This window comes from Streptomyces sp. NPDC006393 (assembly GCF_040628575.1).
Taxonomy (GTDB): domain Bacteria; phylum Actinomycetota; class Actinomycetes; order Streptomycetales; family Streptomycetaceae; genus Streptomyces.
In genome coordinates this window covers 126,798-147,261 of the sequence record NZ_JBEXZD010000003.1, presented here as the reverse complement: position 1 = coordinate 147,261, position 20,464 = coordinate 126,798, and the positions used below count along the sequence as shown (strand labels likewise).

At 72.0% G+C, this 20,464-nt stretch carries 18 protein-coding genes; 4 read left to right on the top strand and 14 right to left on the bottom strand.

Annotated features, from left to right (window positions below; genetic code table 11):
- Nucleotides 1–23 precede the first annotated feature (23 nt).
- Both ddaH and rocD read left to right on the top strand, forming a co-directional pair.
- Complete coding sequence (gene ddaH / locus ABZ484_RS02735; protein ID WP_358864087.1) at nt 24–854, top strand: dimethylargininase; 831 nt, start codon at nt 24–26, stop codon at nt 852–854.
- Nucleotides 851–2,071 (top strand): ornithine--oxo-acid transaminase, encoded by a 1,221-nt coding sequence (gene rocD / locus ABZ484_RS02730; protein WP_358864086.1) that lies wholly within the window; start codon nt 851–853, stop codon nt 2,069–2,071. Before ddaH ends, rocD begins: the two co-directional genes overlap by 4 nt.
- A gap of 105 nt (nt 2,072–2,176) precedes the next feature.
- Here rocD and ABZ484_RS02725 read toward each other — a convergent pair whose 3' ends face one another.
- Nucleotides 2,177–2,596: a CBS domain-containing protein gene (locus ABZ484_RS02725; protein WP_358864085.1), complete on the bottom strand. Its 420-nt coding sequence runs from the start codon at nt 2,594–2,596 to the stop codon at nt 2,177–2,179.
- A gap of 186 nt (nt 2,597–2,782) precedes the next feature.
- On the opposite strand from ABZ484_RS02725, the gene ABZ484_RS02720 reads away from it, so the two are divergent.
- Nucleotides 2,783–3,100: a hypothetical protein gene (locus tag ABZ484_RS02720; protein ID WP_358864084.1), complete on the top strand. Its 318-nt coding sequence runs from the start codon at nt 2,783–2,785 to the stop codon at nt 3,098–3,100.
- Between the two features lie 36 nt (nt 3,101–3,136).
- On the opposite strand, the gene ABZ484_RS02715 is transcribed toward ABZ484_RS02720, so the two are convergent.
- From ABZ484_RS02715 to ABZ484_RS02655, 13 genes are all read right to left on the bottom strand, one after another.
- Nucleotides 3,137–3,664 carry a DUF4396 domain-containing protein gene (locus tag ABZ484_RS02715; protein ID WP_358864083.1) on the bottom strand — a complete coding sequence of 176 codons (528 nt, stop codon included), beginning with the start codon at nt 3,662–3,664 and terminating at the stop codon, nt 3,137–3,139.
- 137 nt (nt 3,665–3,801) lie between these two features.
- A complete protein-coding gene (locus tag ABZ484_RS02710; RefSeq protein WP_358864082.1) occupies nt 3,802–4,497 on the bottom strand; it encodes a DedA family protein in 696 nt (231 codons plus the stop codon).
- 94 nt (nt 4,498–4,591) lie between these two features.
- On the bottom strand, nt 4,592–5,773 hold the full coding sequence (locus tag ABZ484_RS02705; RefSeq protein WP_358864081.1) for an acyl-CoA dehydrogenase family protein: 1,182 nt from the start codon (nt 5,771–5,773) through the stop codon (nt 4,592–4,594).
- An 11-nt stretch (nt 5,774–5,784) separates the two neighbouring features.
- The gene (locus ABZ484_RS02700; protein ID WP_358864080.1) at nt 5,785–6,987 is read right to left on the bottom strand and encodes a CoA transferase; all 1,203 of its coding nucleotides are present in this window, start codon (nt 6,985–6,987) and stop codon (nt 5,785–5,787) included.
- Nucleotides 6,980–8,656, bottom strand: coding sequence for an acyl-CoA dehydrogenase family protein (locus tag ABZ484_RS02695; RefSeq protein WP_358864079.1), 1,677 nt, complete (start codon nt 8,654–8,656; stop codon nt 6,980–6,982). Before ABZ484_RS02695 ends, ABZ484_RS02700 begins: the two co-directional genes overlap by 8 nt.
- A gap of 28 nt (nt 8,657–8,684) precedes the next feature.
- Complete coding sequence (locus ABZ484_RS02690; RefSeq protein ID WP_358864078.1) at nt 8,685–10,028, bottom strand: MFS transporter; 1,344 nt, start codon at nt 10,026–10,028, stop codon at nt 8,685–8,687.
- Nucleotides 10,029–10,199: 171 nt separating this feature from the next.
- Nucleotides 10,200–11,123 (bottom strand): LysR substrate-binding domain-containing protein, encoded by a 924-nt coding sequence (locus ABZ484_RS02685; protein WP_358864077.1) that lies wholly within the window; start codon nt 11,121–11,123, stop codon nt 10,200–10,202.
- Between the two features lie 122 nt (nt 11,124–11,245).
- Nucleotides 11,246–13,069 carry a gamma-glutamyltransferase gene (locus ABZ484_RS02680; RefSeq protein WP_358864076.1) on the bottom strand — a complete coding sequence of 608 codons (1,824 nt, stop codon included), beginning with the start codon at nt 13,067–13,069 and terminating at the stop codon, nt 11,246–11,248.
- A gap of 75 nt (nt 13,070–13,144) precedes the next feature.
- Entirely contained in the window at nt 13,145–14,221 is a 1,077-nt protein-coding gene (locus ABZ484_RS02675) for an oligopeptide/dipeptide ABC transporter ATP-binding protein (RefSeq protein WP_358864075.1), read from the bottom strand.
- Entirely contained in the window at nt 14,218–15,363 is a 1,146-nt protein-coding gene (locus ABZ484_RS02670; protein WP_358864133.1) for an ABC transporter ATP-binding protein, read from the bottom strand. Before ABZ484_RS02670 ends, ABZ484_RS02675 begins: the two co-directional genes overlap by 4 nt.
- 104 nt (nt 15,364–15,467) lie before the next feature.
- Nucleotides 15,468–16,382 (bottom strand): ABC transporter permease, encoded by a 915-nt coding sequence (locus tag ABZ484_RS02665; protein ID WP_358864074.1) that lies wholly within the window; start codon nt 16,380–16,382, stop codon nt 15,468–15,470.
- Nucleotides 16,379–17,335, bottom strand: a complete 957-nt coding sequence (locus tag ABZ484_RS02660; protein ID WP_358864073.1) for an ABC transporter permease — start codon at nt 17,333–17,335, stop codon at nt 16,379–16,381. Before ABZ484_RS02660 ends, ABZ484_RS02665 begins: the two co-directional genes overlap by 4 nt.
- Nucleotides 17,332–19,020 (bottom strand): ABC transporter substrate-binding protein, encoded by a 1,689-nt coding sequence (locus ABZ484_RS02655; RefSeq protein WP_358864072.1) that lies wholly within the window; start codon nt 19,018–19,020, stop codon nt 17,332–17,334. Before ABZ484_RS02655 ends, ABZ484_RS02660 begins: the two co-directional genes overlap by 4 nt.
- A gap of 452 nt (nt 19,021–19,472) precedes the next feature.
- On the opposite strand from ABZ484_RS02655, the gene ABZ484_RS02650 reads away from it, so the two are divergent.
- The gene (locus ABZ484_RS02650) at nt 19,473–20,453 is read left to right on the top strand and encodes a LysR family transcriptional regulator (protein WP_358864071.1); all 981 of its coding nucleotides are present in this window, start codon (nt 19,473–19,475) and stop codon (nt 20,451–20,453) included.
- Nucleotides 20,454–20,464 lie beyond the last annotated feature (11 nt).

Sequence of the window (20,464 nt, the reverse complement as noted above, 5' to 3'; positions counted from 1 at the left end):
CCAGGAAGCGGAGGAACCCCTTCGTGCCCGAGTCCCGTGTGCCGCGCCGGCGGCGCTTCGTCGTCTGCGAACCCAGACACTTCGCCGTGCAGTACGCGATCAACCCCTGGATGCGTCCGGACCGTCCCGTCGACGTCCCGCTCGCCCAGGCGCAATGGCAGGCGCTGGTCGACGCCTACCGCGCCCACGGCCACACCGTCGAGACCGTGGAACCCGTGCCGGGCCTGCCGGACATGGTCTTCGCCGCGAACGCGGCGGTCGTGGTCGGCGGCCGCGTCTTCGGCTCCTTCTTCCGCGCGCCCGAGCGGCGCCCGGAGTCCCTCCCCTACGACACCTGGTTCAAGTCGGCCGGGTTCGACGTCTACCGGCCGGAGTCGGTGTGCGAGGGCGAGGGCGACTTCGTGCCGGCCGGGCGCTGGCTGCTGGCCGGCACCGGCTTCCGCACCACCCCGGAGGCCCATCGCGAGGCGCAGGAGTACCTGGGCGTGCCGGTGATCGGCCTGACGCTGGTGGACCCGCACTTCTACCATCTGGACACGGCGCTGTTCGTCCTCGACGACGGCGCGGACGGCACCGACGGGAACATCGCCTACTACCCGGAGGCGTTCTCGCCCGGCAGCCGGGAGGTGCTCGCCCGTCTCTACCCGGACGCGGTGATCGCCACCCGCGAGGACGCGATGGCCTTCGGCCTCAACTCCGTCTCCGACGGCCGCCACGTCTTCATCTCGCCCGGCGCCACGGCCCTCGCCGGCCGGCTGGCCGACCACGGTTACCTGCCCGTTCCCGTCGACCTGTCGGAGTTCCACAAGGCCGGCGGCGGTATCAAGTGCTGCACCCAGGAGATCCGCTCATGACCGCACCCGCGCACACCCGCACCTCCGACGAGCTGATCCGCGCCGAGGAGCCGGTCCTCGCGCACAACTACCACCCGCTGCCGGTCGTCGTCGCCCGGGCCGAGGGCGCCTGGGTGGAGGACGTCGAGGGCCGCCGCTACCTGGACATGCTGGCCGGTTACTCGGCCCTGAACTTCGGCCACCGCCACCCGGCGCTGATCGAGGCGGCGCACCAGCAGCTGGACCGCCTCACCCTCACCTCGCGGGCCTTCCACAACGACCGGCTCGCCGAGTTCGCCGAGCGGCTGGCGCGGCTGACCGGGCAGGACATGGTGCTGCCCATGAACACCGGCGCCGAGGCGGTGGAGAGCGGCATCAAGGTGGCCCGCAAGTGGGCGTACGAGGTCAAGGGCGTCCCCGCCGACCGGGCGACGATCGTGGTCGCGGCGGACAACTTCCATGGCCGTACGACGACGATCGTCAGCTTCTCGACGGACGAGACGGCCCGCTCGGGCTTCGGGCCGTTCACACCGGGCTTCCGGATCGTTCCCTACAACGACCTGGCGGCCCTGGAGGCGGCGGTCGACGAGACCACGGCGGCGGTGCTGATCGAGCCGATCCAGGGCGAGGCGGGCGTGATCGTCCCGGAGGACGGCTACCTGGCCGGTGTGCGGGAGCTGACCCGCCGGGCCGGCTGCCTGTTCGTCGCCGACGAGATCCAGTCGGGTCTCGGCCGCACCGGGCGCACCCTCGCGGTCGAGCACGAGGGCGTGGTGCCGGACGTCGTGCTCCTCGGCAAGGCGCTGGGCGGCGGCATCGTGCCGGTGTCGGCGGTCGTGGGCAGCCGCGAGGTGCTCGGGGTGCTGCGGCCCGGCGAGCACGGCTCGACGTTCGGCGGGAATCCGCTGGCGGCGGCGGTCGGCACGGCGGTGGTCGATCTGCTGGAGACCGGTGAGTTCCAGCGCCGGGCCGCCGAGCTGGGCGCGGTGCTGCGCGAGGGGCTGACCGGTCTGCTCGGCGCGGGTGTGGTGGGCTTCCGCTCGCGCGGTCTGTGGGCGGGCGTCGACGTCGACCCGGCCATCGGCACCGGCCGGGAGATCAGCGAGCGTCTGATGCGGGAGGGCATCCTGGTCAAGGACACCCACGGCGCCACGATCCGGCTGGCGCCGCCGCTGACCGTCACCGAGAACGAACTGCGCTCCGCGATCGGCTCCTTGGAGAAGGTCCTGGCCTCCTGACGGCTCCACCTCCCACGGCTGGGGGCGCCCGCGCGGGCGCCCCCAGTGGTCGGTTCCGGTCGTGGCTCGGCGGTTTTGTCCTGTCGTGGTCCGTCCGGTCGTGGCCTACTCGTTGGGCTCGGCCGAGCTGATCCCGCCGAGCGCGGAGCGCGGGTCACGCTCGATGGCCAGGTCGCCGATGGAGACGATGCCCACGGGGTGTCCCTGGTCGACGACCGGTATACGGTGCACGGCGTGCTCGCGCATCATCTGCACCGCCGTGTCGAGGTCCTCGTCCGGGGTCAGTGTGAAGAGGTCGGCGCTGCACGCTGAGGCGACGGTGCGCTTCTCCTGGTCGCCGCCCTCCGCCAGCGAGCGGATCACCAGATCACGGTCACTGACCACACCGCGCAGCTCGTCGCCCTCGCAGACCAGGACGATGCCGATGTCCTCGTCGCGCATCTTCTGGGCCGCTGCCGTGACCGAGGTCTGCGGCTCCACCGTCACCAGTCGGCTGGTCATGATGTCGCGTACGTGCTGAGCCATGACGCCTCCCTTCGTGAGGTCCTGCGGTGCCGTTCACCGCACTGCTCCGGCCGGGTACCCGGCGGGAGCGGCGCCGCACATACCCACCCGTTCGGTACGGCCTCATCGGCACGCGCCGGCTCGTTGGCGCGGCGGCGATGCGGGTACACGAGGCGGGAGACGGGACTTCCTGAGGAGATGACTCCCATGCTGCTCTTCGGACTGCTTCTCCTGGCGGCCACCGCCGCGTTCACCGGCCTGGCCATCGCCGGAAACCTGTCCGGCGGGCCCGACTACACGGTCTCGGTGCTCGGCAACCAGATCGCCACCATGAGCACCCTGGCGATCTTCAGCGCCGGACTCGCCCTCGCCCTGCTCTTCTGCCTGGGTCTGTCCCTGATGACCGGCGCCGCCACGCACCACCGGCGCGTCCACCGGGCCGCGCGGCAACCCGGCCGCTACGGCCGAACGGCCCCCGGCCCGATGAACGAGACCACACGCCCGGACGACCGGCCCCATCCGTGACACCGGCCCGCAGGACCGGCGTCACGGTCGGCGAGATCAGTGGTAGGCGTGCACGACCGCGTGTCCCTTGCCCCGGCCGATCATCCACCGGTTGACCGGAGTGGTCAGCACGAAGGCGAGGGCGAGGGAGAGGATCAGCGAGACCCAGAACAACGCGTCGGCCAGGCCCGCGTCCATGGCGCCGGGCACCCCGACCATGACGGTGTTGTCGATCAGTTCCATCACCGCGATGGACACCGTGTCCGCGGCGAGCGCGACCTTGAGCGCCTGCCGTAGGGGTACGCCCGCGCGCAGCACCCCGCGCATCGTCAGCGCGTAGCCGAAGACGAAGGCCAGGGCGATCGAGACGGTGACCGTGGCCGCGTTGTGGAGCCCGGCCGCCGTCCCGAGGACCATGCCGAGCACCTCGCCGATGGCGCAGCCGGTCAGGCAGTGCAGCGTCGCCTGCGCGGCCGTGCGCCAGGAGGCACCCGCGCCCGCCGGAGCGGCCGGGGCGTGAGGGTGTCCCTGGTGGTGTCCGTGGTGTTCATGCTGGTGTTCGTGCGGGCTGGCCGGGTGTGTCATCGTCGCTCTCCCCTGTCGGCGCTGATGGGGCCCCGCCTGCCGGCGAAGCCCTTCACCACTCCCGAACAGCATACCCCCCAGGGGTATTCCCGTCAGTGGTGTTCCCGGCAGCGATGTTTCCGTCAGGGGCGTTTCCCTCAGGGGTGTTCCTCTCGGGGGTTCTCCTCTCGGGGGTGTTCCTCTCGGGGGTGCTCCTCTCGGCTCTCCTGGTGGCGGTGCCGGTGCCTGCGCCGCACCAGATGCCGGGCGATCAGCGCGACGACGAGGACGCCGATTCCGGCGAGGACGTACGCCTCGTACCGCTGGATGGTGTCGTAGACGGCGTTGATGTGCGTGCCGGCGAAGTACGCGAGGGTCACCCACAGGCCCACCCACAACGCCGCGCCGAGCGCGTTGAAGGCGAGGAAGCGGCGCCAGGGCATGCCGGTGGTGCCGGCGATGATGCCGTTGGCCTGGCGCAGACCCTCGATGAAGCGCGCCACGGTGACGATCTTGCCGCCGTGCCGGGTGAAGAACCGCTCGGCCGCCTCGAACCGCTTCGGCGTCAGGAAGACGTACCTGCCCCAGCGGTGGACGAAGGCACGCCCGCCCAAGTGGCCGATCAGATAGCCGATGTTGTCCCCGACGACGGCGGCCAGGAACCCGATCACCCCCACGGCCACGACGTTCAGCTCACCCGCGCCGGCGTACACGCCCGCCGCGATCAGGATGGTCTCGCCCGGGGCGGGGACGCCGAAGTCCTCCACCAGGACCACGCCACCCACGGCCCAGTAGCCGTAGTGGCTGAGCAGCGGCGCCAGGTCCTCCAGCGGACCCGGAAGCGGAGGGGCCATACGGCCCACCGTACGTCGCCGGGCGCGGGGGATCCGGCAGGCGCCGCGCGCCCGCCTCCCCGTTCGCCCGGCAGCGAACGTTGTGCGAACCGTGTCAGCGGAAGGCCGCGACGCCGGTCAGTGCCTGACCGAGGGCGAGGGTGTGCATCTCGGTCGTGCCCTCGTAGGTGAGGACGGACTCCAGGTTGTTCATGTGGCGGATGACCGGGTATTCGAGGGAGATTCCGCTGGCGCCCAGGATCGTCCTGGCCGTGCGGCAGATCTCGAGGGCCTCGCGTACGTTGTTCAGCTTGCCGAAGCTGATCTGCGCGGGGTGGGCACCTTCGGCGGAGTCCTTCAGATCGGCCAGCCGCAGCGCGGTCATGGTCGACTTGTGCAGCTCCAGAGCCATGTCGACCAGCTTCTGCTGGGTGAGCTGGAAGGCCGCCAGGGGCTTGCCGAACTGTTCGCGCTGGGCCGCGTGGTCGGCGGCTGCCTGCCAGGCCGAGCGGGCCGCGCCGGTGACCCCCCACACGATGCCGTACCGCGCCTCGTTGAGGCACGTGAGCGGTGCGGAGACGCCACGGGCCTCGGGCAGCAACGCGGATGCGGGCAACCGGACGGCGTCCAGCACGAGTTCGCTCGTGACGCTGGCCCGCAGCGACATCTTGTGCTTGATGGGGGGCGCGGAGAAGCCCGGGGTGTCGGTCGGTACGACGAAGCCTCGGATGCCGTCGTCGGTGCGTGCCCAGACGACGGCGACCGCCGCCACCGAGCCATTGGTGATCCACATCTTGCGCCCGTCGAGGATCCAGTCGCCGCCCTCACGCCGGGCGCGCGTGCGCATCGACGAAGGGTCGGAGCCGTGGTCGGGTTCGGTCAGGCCGAAGCATCCGATGGCCGTGCCCGCCGCCATACGCGGCAGCCATTCCCGCTTCTGCTCCTCGGAACCGAACCGGTGGATCGCGAACATGGCGAGGGAGCCCTGTACGGAGACGAAGGAACGCAGGCCCGAGTCACAAGCCTCCAGCTCGCGGCAGGCCAGTCCGTACGCCCGAGCGGACATTCCCGAGCAGCCGTAGCCGTCGAGGTGCATACCGAGCAGGCCCAGGTCGCCGAAGTCGCGGGCGAGTTCGGGGAGGTCGGGGAGCTCTCCCCGCTCGAACCAGTCGGCGATGTGCGGCTGCACCTTGTCGTCCAGATACTGGCGGACCGTGTCGCGCACGGCCCTGTCGGTATCGGTGAGGAGGGACTCCAGGCCGAGCGGATCGGCCGGGTCGAGAGCGGGGAAGGGCATGGTCGGACTCCTTACGCCTGCGGGTGGTCGAGCAGTCGGGTGATCTCGGCTTCGCTGTAGCCGAGCTCGGCGAGCACGTCGCGGCTGTGCTGGCCCAGGGTGGGCGGTGCGGTGCGCACCGAGGGGCGCTCGCCGCGGAAGGTGACGGGGAAGGCGACCTGCTCGAGCGGTCCGACGTCGGGATGATCGACCTTCTGGACCATGCCGAGCGCCGCGGTCTGCGGGCAGTCGTACACCTCGTCGAGGGCACGGATGGGTGTGACGGGGACACCCTCGCTCCCCAGCAGGGCGCACCAGTGGGCCACGGTGTCATGGGCCAGGGCCCCGTCGAGCTCGGCGTTGAGGGCCGCGCGGTGGGTGACCCGGTCCCGGTTGGTGGCGAAACGCGGATCGTCTGCCCATTCCGGGTGGCCGAGCGCCTCGCACAGCCGGCGGAACAGCGCGTCGTTGCCGATGGCGATCACGAAGTGCCCGTCGGCGGCCGGGTAGGCCTGGTACGGGACGAGGCTCGGGTGGCCGGAGCCGAGGCGCTGCGGGCGTTCCCCGGTCGCGAAGTAGCCTGTCGCCCAGTTGATGTGCAGGGCGAGCTGTGACTCGTACAGCGAGGTGGTGACGTACTGCCCGCGTCCGGTGCGCTCGCGCTCGACGAGTGCCGAGGTCACTCCGATGACGCCGAAGAGAGCGGCTCCGAGGTCTCCCATCGCGTAGCCGGCCTTGACGGGCGGGCCGTCCGGTTCACCGGTGAGCGACATCAGACCGGCCGAGGCCTGGGCGACCATGTCGTAGCCGGGTTCGTCGCGCAGCGGCCCGTGGTCTCCGAACGCGGAGATGTGCAGCACCACCAGCCTCGGGTAGGCGGCGGACAGCCGCGCGTAGTCGAAGGTACGCGCGAGGGAGCTGCCGGGGCGGAAGTTCTCGACGACCACGTCGGCGGTCGCCAGCATCCGGTGCACGGCCTCCTGGCCCCCGGGGGACTTGAGGTCCAGGGTCACCGAGCGCTTGTTGCGGTTCGCCGCCAGGTAGTAGGTGGCGTCGGGGCCGTTGAAGGGCGGTCCCCAGCCGCGCGTCGGGTCGCCGCCGTCGGGGTGTTCGACCTTGATGACGTCGGCTCCGAGGTCGGCCAGCGACATCGTGACGTACGGTCCGGCCAGAATCTTCGAGAGGTCGACGACCTTGATGCCGGCGAGCGGTGCTGCTGCGGGCTGTTCAGACACGGGCCGCCTCCTTCGCGCCGGACCGGGCAACGGTCTCGCGCACCAGGGCGAGAGGTACCCGGCCACCGTCGGCGAGTTCGTCGAGGTGGTCCAGTGCGGTGCGGGGCAGGGCGTCCGGGTCGTCCATCAGGGCGAGGTGGGCATGGGCGACCAGGAGCTTGCGGCCGTTGCCGGTCGCCTCGGCCTCGTAGTCGGCCTGTTCGAACAGGAGCGTCGCCATGACCGTGCGCGTGAGCTCGTCGGCGTACCGGCCGATGCGCATCTCCTGTTCCGCCTCGGGGAGTTCGAGGAGCCGGTCGCCCTTGTCCCGGAGGGCCTTCCAATGGTCGGCGAGGTGACCTTCCCCGTAGGTGTCGGCCAGGGTGTGGTGGGCGCCCTGGCGGCGCATGCAGCGCAGCACGTCGAGCGCGATCACGTTGGACGAGCCCTCCCAGATGGAGCCGAGGTGGGCGTCGCGCAGCAGGCGCGGGTTGACCCAGTCCTCGATGTAGCCGTTGCCGCCGCGGATCTCCATCGCCTCGCCGGTGACGGTACGGGCCCGCTTGCACAGGGTGTGCTTGGCGAGCGGGGTGAGGACACGGACGAGGTCACGGGCGGCGGTGGATCCCTCGTCGGCGGCCGTCAGGCGGCCGGCGGCCTCGAGGACGAGCCCGAGCGCGGCCTCCGCGTCGACGATCAACGGCAGCAGGGTGGCCCGCATCAGAGGCTGCTCGAAGAGCGGCTTGCCGAACACCTCGCGGGTGCGGGTGTGGTCGATGGACTCCCGGACGGCCCGGCGCATCAGGGCGGTGGCGCGCATGGCGTTGGAGAGACGGGAGACGTTGACCATCTCGGCCATCTGGCGGAAACCGCGGCCGAGTTCGCCGACGGGCGTCGCGTACGCCTCGTCGAGGGTGACCTCGGCGCTCGCGATGGACCTCGAGCCGAGCTTGTCCTTGAGGCGGTCGACGCGGACCGCGTTGCGGCTGCCGTCCGGACGCAGCCGCGGGACGAGGAACATGCCGAGCCCGCGCGTGCCCGGGCCCTGTCCCGGGACGCGGGCGAGGGTGAGGATCACGTCGGCGCCCGGGTTGGAGGCGAACCACTTCTTGCCGGTGAGCGTCCAGTGCGTGCCGCGGTCGGTGGCGCGGGTCTCCGTGAGCCCGACATCCGTGCCGCCCTGCCGCTCGGTCATGAACATCGCACCGGTGGCGCGCAGTCGCGGGTCGGTGGAGGACAGCGCGGCGATCTCGTCGGCGTACCGCCCCGGGTCGAACAGGCGCAGGATGCGGGCGGCCGAGTCCGTCATCGACAGCGGGCACGCCATGCCGAACTCCGCCTGCACATACAGGTAGGAGAGCGCGTACTTGACCGCGTGCGGGATCGTGGCGGGCCAGCCGTGGACGCCGGGGCGGTGGGACATCGCGGCGAGGCCGAACCGCTCGTACGCGATCGAGGCCACCCGGTCGTGGGCCGGGTGGTACTCGATCTCGTCGACGCGCTCGCCGTCCGGGGCGTACTGGCGCAGCCTGGGCGGGTTGGCGTCGGCGAGCGCGGCCTGCCGGTCCAGCTCACCTGCCGCCAGCTCACCGAGCTCGGTGAGCAGGGGCTCCGCACGGGCGCGGTCCTCGGCGGACAGGATCCGGTCGAGCAGGGGGCGCAGGGCGGGGTCCCGGTCGGCGTAGTTCATGGCTGGGTCTCCTCAGGGGTGGTGCGGCTCAGGCGAGCGAGGCGGTTCGGGCGGTGCGGGCGGGGGCCTCTTCGGTGGTGCGGGCCAGCAGGGGCAGCACACCGAGGAGGGTCACGACGGTGTAGCCGAGGCCGAGTCCGACGACCGGCCAGATGGAGCCGGAGGTGGTGAGCAGGTACTGGGCGACGATCGGCGCGGTGCCGGCGAAGAGCGTCGTACAGAGCTGGTACGACAGCGACATGCCGGTGTACCGGACCTCGACGGGGAAGACACGGGCGAGGATGCCCGCGAGTGCCGCGTAGTACATGGCGTGCGGGAAGGTCGCCAGACCCATGCCGAGGACGGCGAGCCAGAAGTTGCCGGTGCCGACGAGCACGAACATCAGCGGCAGCAGGACGAATTCGGGCAGCAGCATCCACAGAACGGCCTTCTTCACCGGCCATCTGCTCGCCAGGACGGCCCCGAAGGGCTGGACCACGACCTGCACGACGAGGGCGATCGAGATGACGGTCAGGAAGGTGGTGCGGTCGAAGCCGAGGTCGGAGGTGGCCCAGGAGAGCGCGAAGGTCGTCTTGACGTAGGTGATCGCGACGCCGGCGGTACCCGCGAACACGCCCAGCACGACCAGCAGCGGACTGCGGGTGAGGACCTCCTTGACCGGCAGCTTCGCAGTCTGCCGGCGCTCCAGGACGGCGAGCATCTCGGGGGTCTCGGCCAGCCGCAGCCGGATGACCAGGCCGACGATCACCAGCACGGCGGAGGCGAGGAACGGGACGCGCCAGCCCCAGGACTCGAAGGCCGCGTCCGGGAGCCTGGCGATGCCGAGGAAGGCGAGCGTCGCCAGGAGGTTGCCGACCGGCGAGCCCTGCTGGGCGAAGGCGCCGTAGAGCAGCTTCCGTTTCGGCGGGGCGTACTCGGTGGCGATGAGCACCGCGCCGCCCCACTCGCCGCCCATCGCGACGCCCTGGACCATGCGCAGCAGGACGAGGAGTACGGGGGCGGCGGCGCCGATCTGCGCATATCCGGGCAGCAGCCCGACGCAGAAGGTGGCCGTGCCCATCATGGTGAGCGTGGTGACCAGTGCCTTCTTGCGGCCGTAGCGGTCTCCGAAGTGGCCGAACACCAGGCCGCCGAGCGGGCGGGCGAGGAAGCCGACCCAGAAGGTGGCGAAGGCGGCGAGCGTGCCGACCGTGGGTGGGACATCGGCAAAGAAGATCTTGCCCAGGACCAGCGCGGAGGCGGAGCCGTAGATGTAGAAGTCGAACCACTCGATGGTGGTGCCGACGAAGGCGGTGATCCCGGCGCGCCTGGCGTCGCGGGCCGTGGGCGTCGAGCTGACGGGAGTGACCTGAGCGGGAGTGTCGTGCTGCATGACGAGCGTCCTCTCGTAGCGGCAGGTCGCGCCACGGAGAGCATGCGGGTGGGGGAACCGAGCGGCCGGTCCATGCCCCGTGCGCGAGACACGGATGACTCTGCACCCGCCGATTAGGTGGTGTCCAAGACCAATCCGGCCCTCCGGTAAGACGTCATCCGTCAAAGTCGTTCATCGCTTCCGGGGCTCCTGTCCACCGGCTTCAGCCGGTGTCGGCAGCACCCGCTCGGCGACGCGCAGCACCGCGGCCAGCGCCGCGGACCGGTCGCCGGAACGCCAGCCCAGCGCGATCGGCAGCACTGGCACCTCCTCCCCGGCGAGGGGACGGAAGACGACATGCTCCAGATGGATGTGACGCGCCGACTCCACGACCACCGCGACACCGACGCCCGCGCCGACGAGGGCGAGCAGGTTGTACGAGTCGGGGGCCTCCTGCGCGATCCGCGGTGCGAACCCCGCCTCGTGGCAGGCCTGCACCGTCGCCTCCCGGACGGCGGAGCCGCGCGAGAGGGGGAACGTCACGAAGGGCTCCCGCGCGAGCTCCGCGACGGCGACCTCGGCGCGCTCGGCAAGCCGATGGCTGTCCGGCAGCGCAAGCAGCAGCCGCTCCATGCGGACGACGCGTGCACTGATCCCGCGCCGCACCGGCAGCGCCACGAACCCGAGATCCAGGGTCCCGTCGGCGATGCGTCCCAGCGCCTCGCCGGCATAGGTCTGGCCTTCCAGCACCAGCTCGATCCCGGGCAGTTCGGAGGTGATCGCCCGCGTCAGCACCGGCAGTGCGGAGTAACTGCTGGCACCCGCGAAGCCCAGCGTGACGCGGCCGACCTCGCCCAGGTGCGCCACCTGCACGGCTCGCCGCACGGCCGAGGCCTCGGCCAGAAGATGCCGGGCGGGCTCCAGCAACGCCTTCCCCGCGGCGGTGAGCCGCACCGACCGGGTCGTACGGTCGAACAGCCTGACCCCGAGGTCGCGCTCCAGCAGCCGGATCTGCTGACTGAGCGGCGACTGCGCCATGTGCAGCCGCTCGGCCGCCCGGCCGAAGTGCAGCTCCTCGGCGACGGCGACGAATCCGGAGAGGTGACGTAGTTCCACACGCCCGACCATGCCACCTCACGCCGCCCGTTCCCGAAGCAGCCCCCGCTGTGAACGACAGGACTGCCACCCCCGCCCACGGTCCGTCCTCGGGAGATCGCCGGCGGCGGTGACGACGCCGTTCAGCGGCCGACCGCGTACCCCTGCATGCCGCGCGGGTTGGCGCCGGCCGACACCACGCCCGTCTCCGGGTCGCGGCCGACCACGCACATCCGCCCCTCGGACCACGGGTCGCCCACGGTCACGTCGTGACCGCGCCGACGCAGCTCGTCGATCGCCTCGTCCCCGATGCGCGACTCCACGGTGACGCCGCCCGGCCGCATCTCCCTGGGGAAGAAGGAGCCGGGGAAGCTGTCGGTGTGCCAGTTGGGGGCGTCGATGGCGCCCTGGAGGTCGAGCCCGCCGCGCACCGCCCCACGGAGCGCGACCGCCAGGAAGAAATGCACCTGCCACTGGTCCTGCTGGTCGCCACCGGGGGTGCCGAAGGCCATCACCGGAACGCCGCCCCGCAGCGCGAGCGACGGGGTGAGCGTGGTCCGGGGCCGGCGGCCCGGGGTGAGCGAGTTCGGCAGCCCCGGATCGAGCCAGGCCATCTGCAGCCGGGTACCGAGCGGGAAGCCGAGCTCCGGCACGACCGGGTTGGACTGGAGCCAGCCGCCGCTGGGCGTCGCGGCGACCATGTTGCCCCACCGGTCCACGACGTCGACGTGGCAGGTGTCACCGCGGGTCGTACCGTCCTGGGCGACGGTCGGCTCCCCGACGCCCGCCACCGGGGCGCCCGGGATGCCCATGGGGCTGAAACCCGGCTCGCCGGCCGCGACGGCTCCCGCGTGCGCGCTCAGCCTCGGCGTGCGCCCGCCGGGGGCACCGGGGCGCAGGTCGTAGGAGGCGGTGTCGCCGATCAGCGCGCGGCGCTCCGCGTTGTAGTCGGCGGAGAGCAGGGCGGTCAGCGGCGCGGTCGAGGGGCCGTCGGCGTCGCCGTACCAGGCCTCGCGGTCGGCCATGACGAGCTTGGTGCCCTCGATGAGCGTGTGGAGGTAGTCGGCGGTGCCGTAGGCGGGCAGCTCCTCGGGGAGCAGCGCCAGCTGCTGCAGGAACGCCGGGCCCTGGGACCAGGCTCCCGCCTTGCAGACCGTCCAGCCGTTCCAGTCGTGGGTGACGGGTTCCTCGTAGCCGGCCGAGAAGGCGGCGAGGTCGTCGCCGGTGAGGGTGCCGGCGTGGTGTTCGCCCGAGGTGTCGAGGGTGGGCAGGGCGGCGGTCTTGGCGAGGGCCTCGGCGATGAAGCCGTCGCGCCAGACGCGCCGGGCGGCGTCGATCTGCGCCTCGCGGCCGCTGCCGGCGGCCTTGGCCTCGGTGATGAGGCGGCGCCAGGTGGCGGCGAGGACGGGGTTCCTGAAGAGGGTGCCCGGGACCGGGGGCCGGCCCCCGGGCAGGTAGAGCTCGGCGGAGGAGGTCCACTCCTTCTCGAACAGTGCGCGCACGGTCTCGACGGTCTGTCCGACCCGTTCGACGGGGGCGTGGCCGTTCTCGGCGTACCCGATGGCGTACTTCAGCACGTCTTCCAGGGACTTGGTGCCGTGGTCGCGCAACAGCAGCATCCAGGCGTCGAAGGCGCCCGGCACGGCGGCGGCGAGCGGCCCGGTGCCGGGGACGAGGGAGAGACCGAGCGAGGTGTAGTGGTCGATGCTCGCTCCGGCGGGCGCGGGGCCCTGGCCGCACAGGACGCGCACCGGCCCGTCGGCGGGGGCGAGGATGACCGGTACCTCGCCGGCGGGCCCGTTGAGGTGGGGTTCGACGACGTGCAGCACGAATCCGGCGGCGACCGCCGCGTCGAAGGCGTTGCCGCCGTCCTCCAGGACGGCCATCGCCGACTGGGACGCCAGCCAGTGGGTGGAGGACACCATGCCGAAGGTGCCCTGGAGGGTCGGCCGGGTGGTGAACGTCATCTGACGACTCCTTGGTGCGGTGTGGTTCTGCCCTGAGGCACGGGACGGACGGCTGCGGTTCGGGGTCCGGTGCCGTCAGGGGGCCGCGGCCGCCGCGGCCGCGTCGGGCGCGGTGCCGTCGGTGGACACGAGATGGCAGGCGACCCGTCGGCCGCCGGACAGTGTGCGGAGCTCGGGGATCTCGGTGCGGCAGCGGGCGTCGGCGAGCGGGCAGCGGGTGTGGAAGCGGCAGCCGGGCGGCGGTGCGAGCGGGCTCGGCAGCTCCCCGCTGAGCACGATGCGTTCCCTGGTGCGCTGGACGGCCGGATCGGGTACGGGCGCCGCGGACAGCAGGGCCTGGGTGTACGGGTGTGCGGGGCGGGCGAACAGCTCGGGGGCGGGCGCCTCCTCGACGATCTGCCCGAGGTACATCACCGCGATGCGGTCCGCGAGGTACTCGACCGCCTCCAGGTCGTGGGTGATGAACAGGCAGCCGAAGCCGCGGTCGCGCTGCAGATCGGCCAGCAGGTTGAGCACGGCGGCCTGCACGGACACGTCCAGCGCGGAGGTCGGCTCGTCCGCGATGAGCAGATCCGGGTCGACGGACAGCGCGCGGGCGATGGAGACGCGCTGCCGCTGGCCGCCGGACAGTTCGTGCGGGTACCGGTCGGCGTGCTCCGGGCGCAGCCCGACCTGTCCCAACAGCTCCGCGGCCCGCGTGCGGGCGGCGGTCTTGGACGCGAGCCCGTGCAGACGCAGCGGCTCGGCGATGATCCGGCCGACCGTCATCCGCGGGTCGAGGGACGAGGAGGAGTCCTGGAAGACCAGGTGGAAATCCTTGCGGAGGGGCCGCAGGGCACGTCGGGACAGGTGGGTGACGTCCCTGCCGTTGATGCGTACGGTGCCGCCGGTGGGCTCGTCGAGCCGTACGGCGCACCGGCCGACGGTGGACTTGCCGCTGCCGGACTCGCCGACCAGGCCGACGACTTCGCCGCGGCCGACGGTGAGGCTGACGCCGTCGACGGCTTTCACGGTGCCCTGATCGGTGCGGAAGTGCCGGGTGAGCTCGGACAGGTGGAGCGCGGGCGCCGAGGCACCGGTACCCGCGTCGGTGGCGGAGCGCCTGAGGTCCGTGGTGTCGCGCGGCGCCGGGATCGAATCCGCCGGAGTCATCGGGCGGCCTCCTCGGTGGATACGAGGCCGGGGTGCTCCCCCGGCGCGGTGTCGATCGGGTGCCAGCAGGCGACCCGGTGCGCGGCCGGCGGACCTGAGGCTCCGGGCGGCGCGGTCGCCGCCGTCGCCGCGGCCGCGGAGGCACTCGCCGATGCGGGGGCCCCGGTGCCACCCGCCTCGGCCGCGGGGCGGGTGGCAGCGGCCGTGCGGGGCGCCGTGGTCACCGTGACGAACGGCGGCTGCTGGGCGGCACAACGCTCGTCCGCGTGCTCGCAGCGGGACGCGAACGTGCAGCGGTCGGGTTGTCCGGACAGGCTCGGCACCATGCCGGGGATCTCCCGCAGCCGGGGCCTGGGCCCGTCCTGCGGTACACCCTTGCGCATCGCGCCGGGGCGGAGCACCGCGCCCAGGAGGCCGCCGGTGTAGGGGTGCCGGGGCGCGGCGAACAGGTCGTCCACCGGCGCCTGCTCCACCGGACGTCCCGCATACATGACCAGCACCCGGTCGGCGATGTCCGCCACGACGCCGAGGTCGTGCGTGATGAGGACGATCGCCGTGCCGAGCCGCTCGCGCAGCGACTGGAGCACCTCGAGGATGCCGGCCTGCACGGTGACGTCCAGGGCGGTGGTCGGCTCGTCGGCGATCAGGACGGCCGGGTCGCACGCCACCGCCGTCGCGATCATCACACGCTGCCGCATGCCACCGCTGAGCTGGTGCGGGTAGTCGTGGACGCGCTCGCGCGGTGCGGGGATGCCGACGAGGTCGAGCAGTTCCACTGCCCGTTCCCTGGCCTCCTTGCGGCCGATCCCCTGGTGGCGACGCAGCACCTCGCCGATCTGGCGGCCGATGGTGAGCACCGGGTTCAGGGAGGTCATCGGCTCCTGGAAGATCATCGCGATGTCCCGGCCCCGGATCCGCTGAAGAACCTTGTCGCTCGCGCCCACCAGCTCCCGTCCGCCGAGACGGACGGACCCGGAGACCGTGGCACTCGGCGGCAGCAGGCCCATGACCGCCATGGAGGTGACGGACTTGCCGCAGCCGGACTCGCCCACCACGGCGAGGACTTCGCCGCGGGCCAGGTCGTACGACACGCGGTCGACGGCGTGCACGGTCCGGGTGTCGGAGCGGAAGGAGACCGTCAGGTCGCGGACGCTGAGGACCGGTTCGGCCGTGCCGGACGGGCGCGTCGTGTCGGACGGTCGCTGTGTGTCGGACGGTTGCGTCGAGCCGGACGGTTCGGTCGTGGTCACCGGGTGCCTCCACGGGGGTCGAAGACGTCGCGGACTCCGTCGCCGAGCAGGTTGAACGCCAGGGTCGCCGCCACGATGGCGAGGCCCGGCCAGACGGCCAGCCACGGCGCGGGGGCCAGGAATGCCTGGGCGCTGGAGAGCATCACGCCGAGCGACGCGTCGGGGGGCTGCACGCCGAGGCCGAGGAAGCTGAGCAGCGCCTCGCCGATGATCGCCGCCGGGATGCCGACGGTGGCCTGGACGATCAGCGCCGAGGTCGCGTTGGGGAGGATGTGCCGCAGCAGGACGGTGCGGTCACCGCCGCCGTTGGCGATGGCCGCGGCGACGTAGTCGGCGTGCTTCAGCCGCAGGGTCTCCGCACGGGTGATGCGGATGACCGGCGGGACCTGCGCGATGCCGACCGCGATGGTGGCGTTGAGGAGGGACGGGCCGAGGACGGCGGCCAGCCCGACGGCGAGGACCAGGAACGGGAAGGCGAGCAGGGTGTCGGTGATCCGGGAGACGATCCCGTCGGCGATCCGCCCGTAGTAGCCCGCCACCAGACCCATCGGGACCCCGACGACGAAGGCCAGGACGACCGCGAGAACGCCGACCTGCATGGAGGCACGGGCGCCGAAGATGATCCGGGAGAGCTGGTCGCGGCCCAGGTCGTCGGTGCCGAGCCAGTGCTCCGTGCTGGGGGCGGCGAGCGTGTCGCCGAAGTGCGGCTGGGCCGGGTCGTACGGGGCCAGGAGCGGCGCGCACACCGCGGCCAGCACGAACACGGCGGCGATGACGGCGCCGGTGAGGGCGAGCCGGTTCCTGCACAGGGCGCGGAGCCTGTCGCGGGCGCCTCTGCCGTGTGCCGCCGCCGGGGCGTCGCCGGCCGCGGCCTGGACGGGAGGAGCCACGGAGGCCGGGGCTGCGGTCATCGGGGGGCACCTCCGAGCCGGATACGCGGGTCGACGACCGAATAGAGCACGTCGACCAGGAGATTGATGAGGATGTAGGCGGCGGAGGTGAACAGCACGACCCCTTGCAGCATCGCGTAGTCACGGGTGAAGACCGCGTCGATGGTGAGCTTGCCGAAGCCGGGGAGGACGAAGATCTGCTCGGTGACCACGGCTCCGGAGATGAGCTGGCCGAGTTGCAGGCCGAGCACGGTGACGACGGTCACCAGGCTGTTGCGGAGCGCGTGCCCGGCGATCACCTGGCGGCGTGAGAGCCCTTTGGCGCGGGCCGTGCGGACGTAGTCGGCGGACAGGTTCTCCAGCATCGCCGCGCGCGTCTGCCGCATGACGACCGCGGCGAGGCCCGAGCCGAGGACGACGGCCGGGAGCACCAGGTGGCGGATGTTCTCCAGGGGGTCGGCGCCGAAGGGGACGAAGCCCGAGGCGGCGAAGACGGGGACGGCGATGGCGAAGACGAGGACGAGCACGATGCCCAGCCAGAAGTGGGGCACCGACAGGCCGAGGAGGGCGGCGGCGTTGGCGAGCCACTCCTCCGGCCGCCCCCGGCGCACGGCGGCGACGACGCCGGCACCGATGCCGAGCACCACGGCCAGCAGCAGTGAGAACGCGGCGAGTTCGAGCGTGACGGGGAGGGCCGAGGTGATCGAGTCCAGGACGGGCAGGCCGGTGCGCGAGGAGGTGCCGAGGTCTCCGGTGAGGGCGTGGCCGACGAAGCGCCCGTACTGGATCACGATGTTGTCGTTCAGGCCGTAGGCCTGGCGTATCGCCGCGAGCGCCTGCGGACTGCGCTCCTCGCCGGCGAGGGCGAGGGCCGGATCGCCGGGCAGTGCGCGGACGCCCGCGAAGACGACGACGCTGACGAGGAAGAGCGTCACCAGGGACTGCCGGAGGCGGACGAGCAGGTAGCGGCTCACCGGGCGTACCCCGCTTCCTTGACCCGGACCAGGCCGTCGTCGTAGACCTTCACGCCCGCGACGTCCCTGCGGGCGACGACGTAGTTGTTGTTCCGGTAGAGGTAGATCAGCGTGTGCTGGTCACGGATGCGGCGCGTGAGGTCGGCGTAGATGCGGGCGCGGGCCTTCTCGCCCGCGGTGGCGCGGCCTTCCGCGATGAGTCGGTCGATGTCCGGATCGGAGACGCCGTAGGTGTTCATGGCGCCGCGCGTGCCGAGGAAGGAGGCGATGTTGCCGTCCGGGTCGAGCCGCCCGGACCAGCCGCTGCTGTACGCGTCGTAACGGCCTGCGTCGGTCTCCTGCAACATGGTGGTGTACTCCGTGGGTGCCAGCCGTACGGCGAACCCGGCGTCCTTGGCCATCGCCTGGACGACCTGCCCGAACCGGATGTCCACGGGCGAGGTGGAGACCTTGAGTTCGAGCCGGACCGGGAGCTTCACCCCGGCTTCCTTCAGCAGCTGCTTCGCCTTCTTCAGATCGCGTCCGGGGCAGCCGGGTGCGGCGGGAGCGATGGCCGACTTGGGCGACACTGGTCCGCATGCGGGCGCGTACATGCCCTGGAAGACCACCTTGTTGATCACGTCGCGGTCGAGGGAGAGCTCGAACGCCTCCCGGACACGGGGGTCGCGGGCGATCGGGGTGTCGATCTTCCCGGGCTTCTGCCCGAGGCCCCGGGTGTTGCCCACGTTGAAGCCGATGCCCTGGTAGCCGAGCGAGGGCGAGGCGAACAGCTGCAGGTTCTTCTCGGTGAGGGCGCTTCGCACGTCGACGGGGTCCATCTGGTCGCCGACCTGTACGTCTCCAGCGCGGAGGTTCGCGAGGCGCACGCTGCCGTCGGGGATCGGCTTGAAGACCACCTCGTCCAGGTGCACGTGGTCGGCGTCGTAGTAGAGGGGATCCTTCTTCAGCACGATCCGGTCACCGGTCACCCGCTCGACGAACTTGAACGGGCCGACGCAGGAGGGGTGGTTGGAGAAGTTCTTCCCGTACTTCTTCACCGCTCGCGGCGAGAGGACCATCCCGGCCCGGTCGGCCAGCACGGCGGTGAGCGGGACATAGGGCTGGGCCAGGTGGAGCGTGAGCGTGTACGGGCCGGCGGCCACGGCGGACTTCAGCGGGGCGAGTTCGGTCGCGCGCGCCGAACCGGGCAGATAGCGGTGGCGCATCAGGGAGGCCGCCGCGGCCCGGGCGTTCAGCTGAGTACCGTCGCTGAACCGCAGGCCCCTGCGGAGGGTGATCGTGACGGTGCGGCCGCCGTCGGAGGTCCGCGGCAACGCGGAGGCGAGCTGCGGGACGATCTTTCCGCTGCGGTCGATGTCGTACAGCTTCTCGCACATGGCGGCGAAGACCGTCCGCCCGACGAGGGTCTCGGCAAGGGTCGGGTCCAGTTTGTCGGGTTCCGATTTGAGGGCGACGGTGAGCGTTCCGCCGTCGCGCACCGGACGGTCGTCGGAGGTCCGCTCCGTGACCGCGCTTCTGGCGGGGTCGCTCAGCGAGGCGCAGCCCGCCGTCAGCGCCAGCAGGACAGCGGTCGACGGGACGGCACGCCACCGGCGTACGCGGCGCCGGGCGGCGCCCGTGGCGAGGGGTGTGGACGGCCCTGCCGGTGGAGCTCCGGGGCGGCTGCCCCGGCCTGTGCGGTGCATGCGGGATTCTCCCTCTCTGGCTCCGGGATGCTCGGGACTGTGGCAGCGGAATGACGGTCTGCGGCGGTCGGTGTGCCGGTGGCGCGGCGGACGCCTGCGACCCGGGAGTTCCCGCCGCGCCCCGCCTGTGTTCAGCGGTTCGGGGTTAACGCCATGCCGGTGGGCGCGAGAGCGGTGACGCGACGCGACGCGCCCGGGCGTCCCTGCGTCCGTACGACCGTGCTCGCCCCTCCCGGCACCGCCGACCGCCGCGCGGTGACGACCTGCACTTCGACGGTGCCGCTCACTTCTCCGGCCGGCTCGACGAACCGGCGTTCACGCGGATCCCGCACGGGTGCTCCCTCGGCGTTCCCTGGCCGTTGGCAAGGAGTTAACCGGCAGCCACAGTCCGGCGTCCAAGACACATGTGACACCGTGTTGATGCACTGCAGCTATGAGTCCGGAGAGCCACCGTGGAACGTCATCAGATCGAGTACTTCGTGGCCATCGTGGAGCACGGCGGCTTCGGCAGGGCCGCCCGGGCCCTGTGCACGGCTCAGCCCTCTCTGTCCCGGGCCATCCAGCGACTCGAACGCGAACTCGGCGTGACTCTCTTCCATCGGGTGGGGCGCAACGCGGTCCTCAGTTCGGCAGGAGAGGCGCTGGTGGAAAAGGCACGACTGGTGCTGCGCGATCTCGACGCCCTGCACGCCGCGGCTCGATCGATCGGCGACGGTGTGGCCGGCAGGGTGGACGTCGCCGCCACATCGTCCTCCGCGCTGGAGCCCGTCACCAGCGTCGTCGCGGATCTCCGCGAGCGACACCCCGGGGTGACGGTCAGCGTCACCCCGGCACTGTCCGCGTCCGAGGTGGTCGCCATGGTGCTGCGCGGCCACTGCGAGGTCGGCGTCTGCGGCAACTCCGGGCCCCCCGCCGCCCAGGGACTGCAGGCACGTCATCTGCGCGACGAGGAGATTCTGCTCGTCCTCCCGTCCGACGAGGTGGTGGAGGCGGGGGGCGGCGTGACGCCCGAGGTCCTGCGCGGCAGGCGCTTCGTGGTGCCCCAGCCGCCCACGGCGGTCCGCGCCGTCTTCGACCGGCTCGCCGCCACGGTGGGGGACATGACCATCGCGGCCGAGGTGGGCGACCGCAGTGTGATCCTCCCGATGGTCCTCCGTGGTATCGGCGCCGGGCTCGTACCGGACGGCTGGTCGGACCTCGCCCGACGGGCCGGCGCCCGCCTCTACCCCTTCACGCCTCCAGAACGGCTTCCCCAATGGCTGGTGCACCGCCGCGGGCCGCTCACTCCGGCGGCCAGAGCCTTCATCGACGCCACCATGCAGTGGGCGCTCACCGACGCCGGGTCCGGTCGAGGAGTCGCCGACACGGGCTCGGAGACCAGCTGGGGGACCGGCTCCCGGCTGCCCGAGGCACCTCCAGGTGACAGCGACTGATCGGCGGCGAG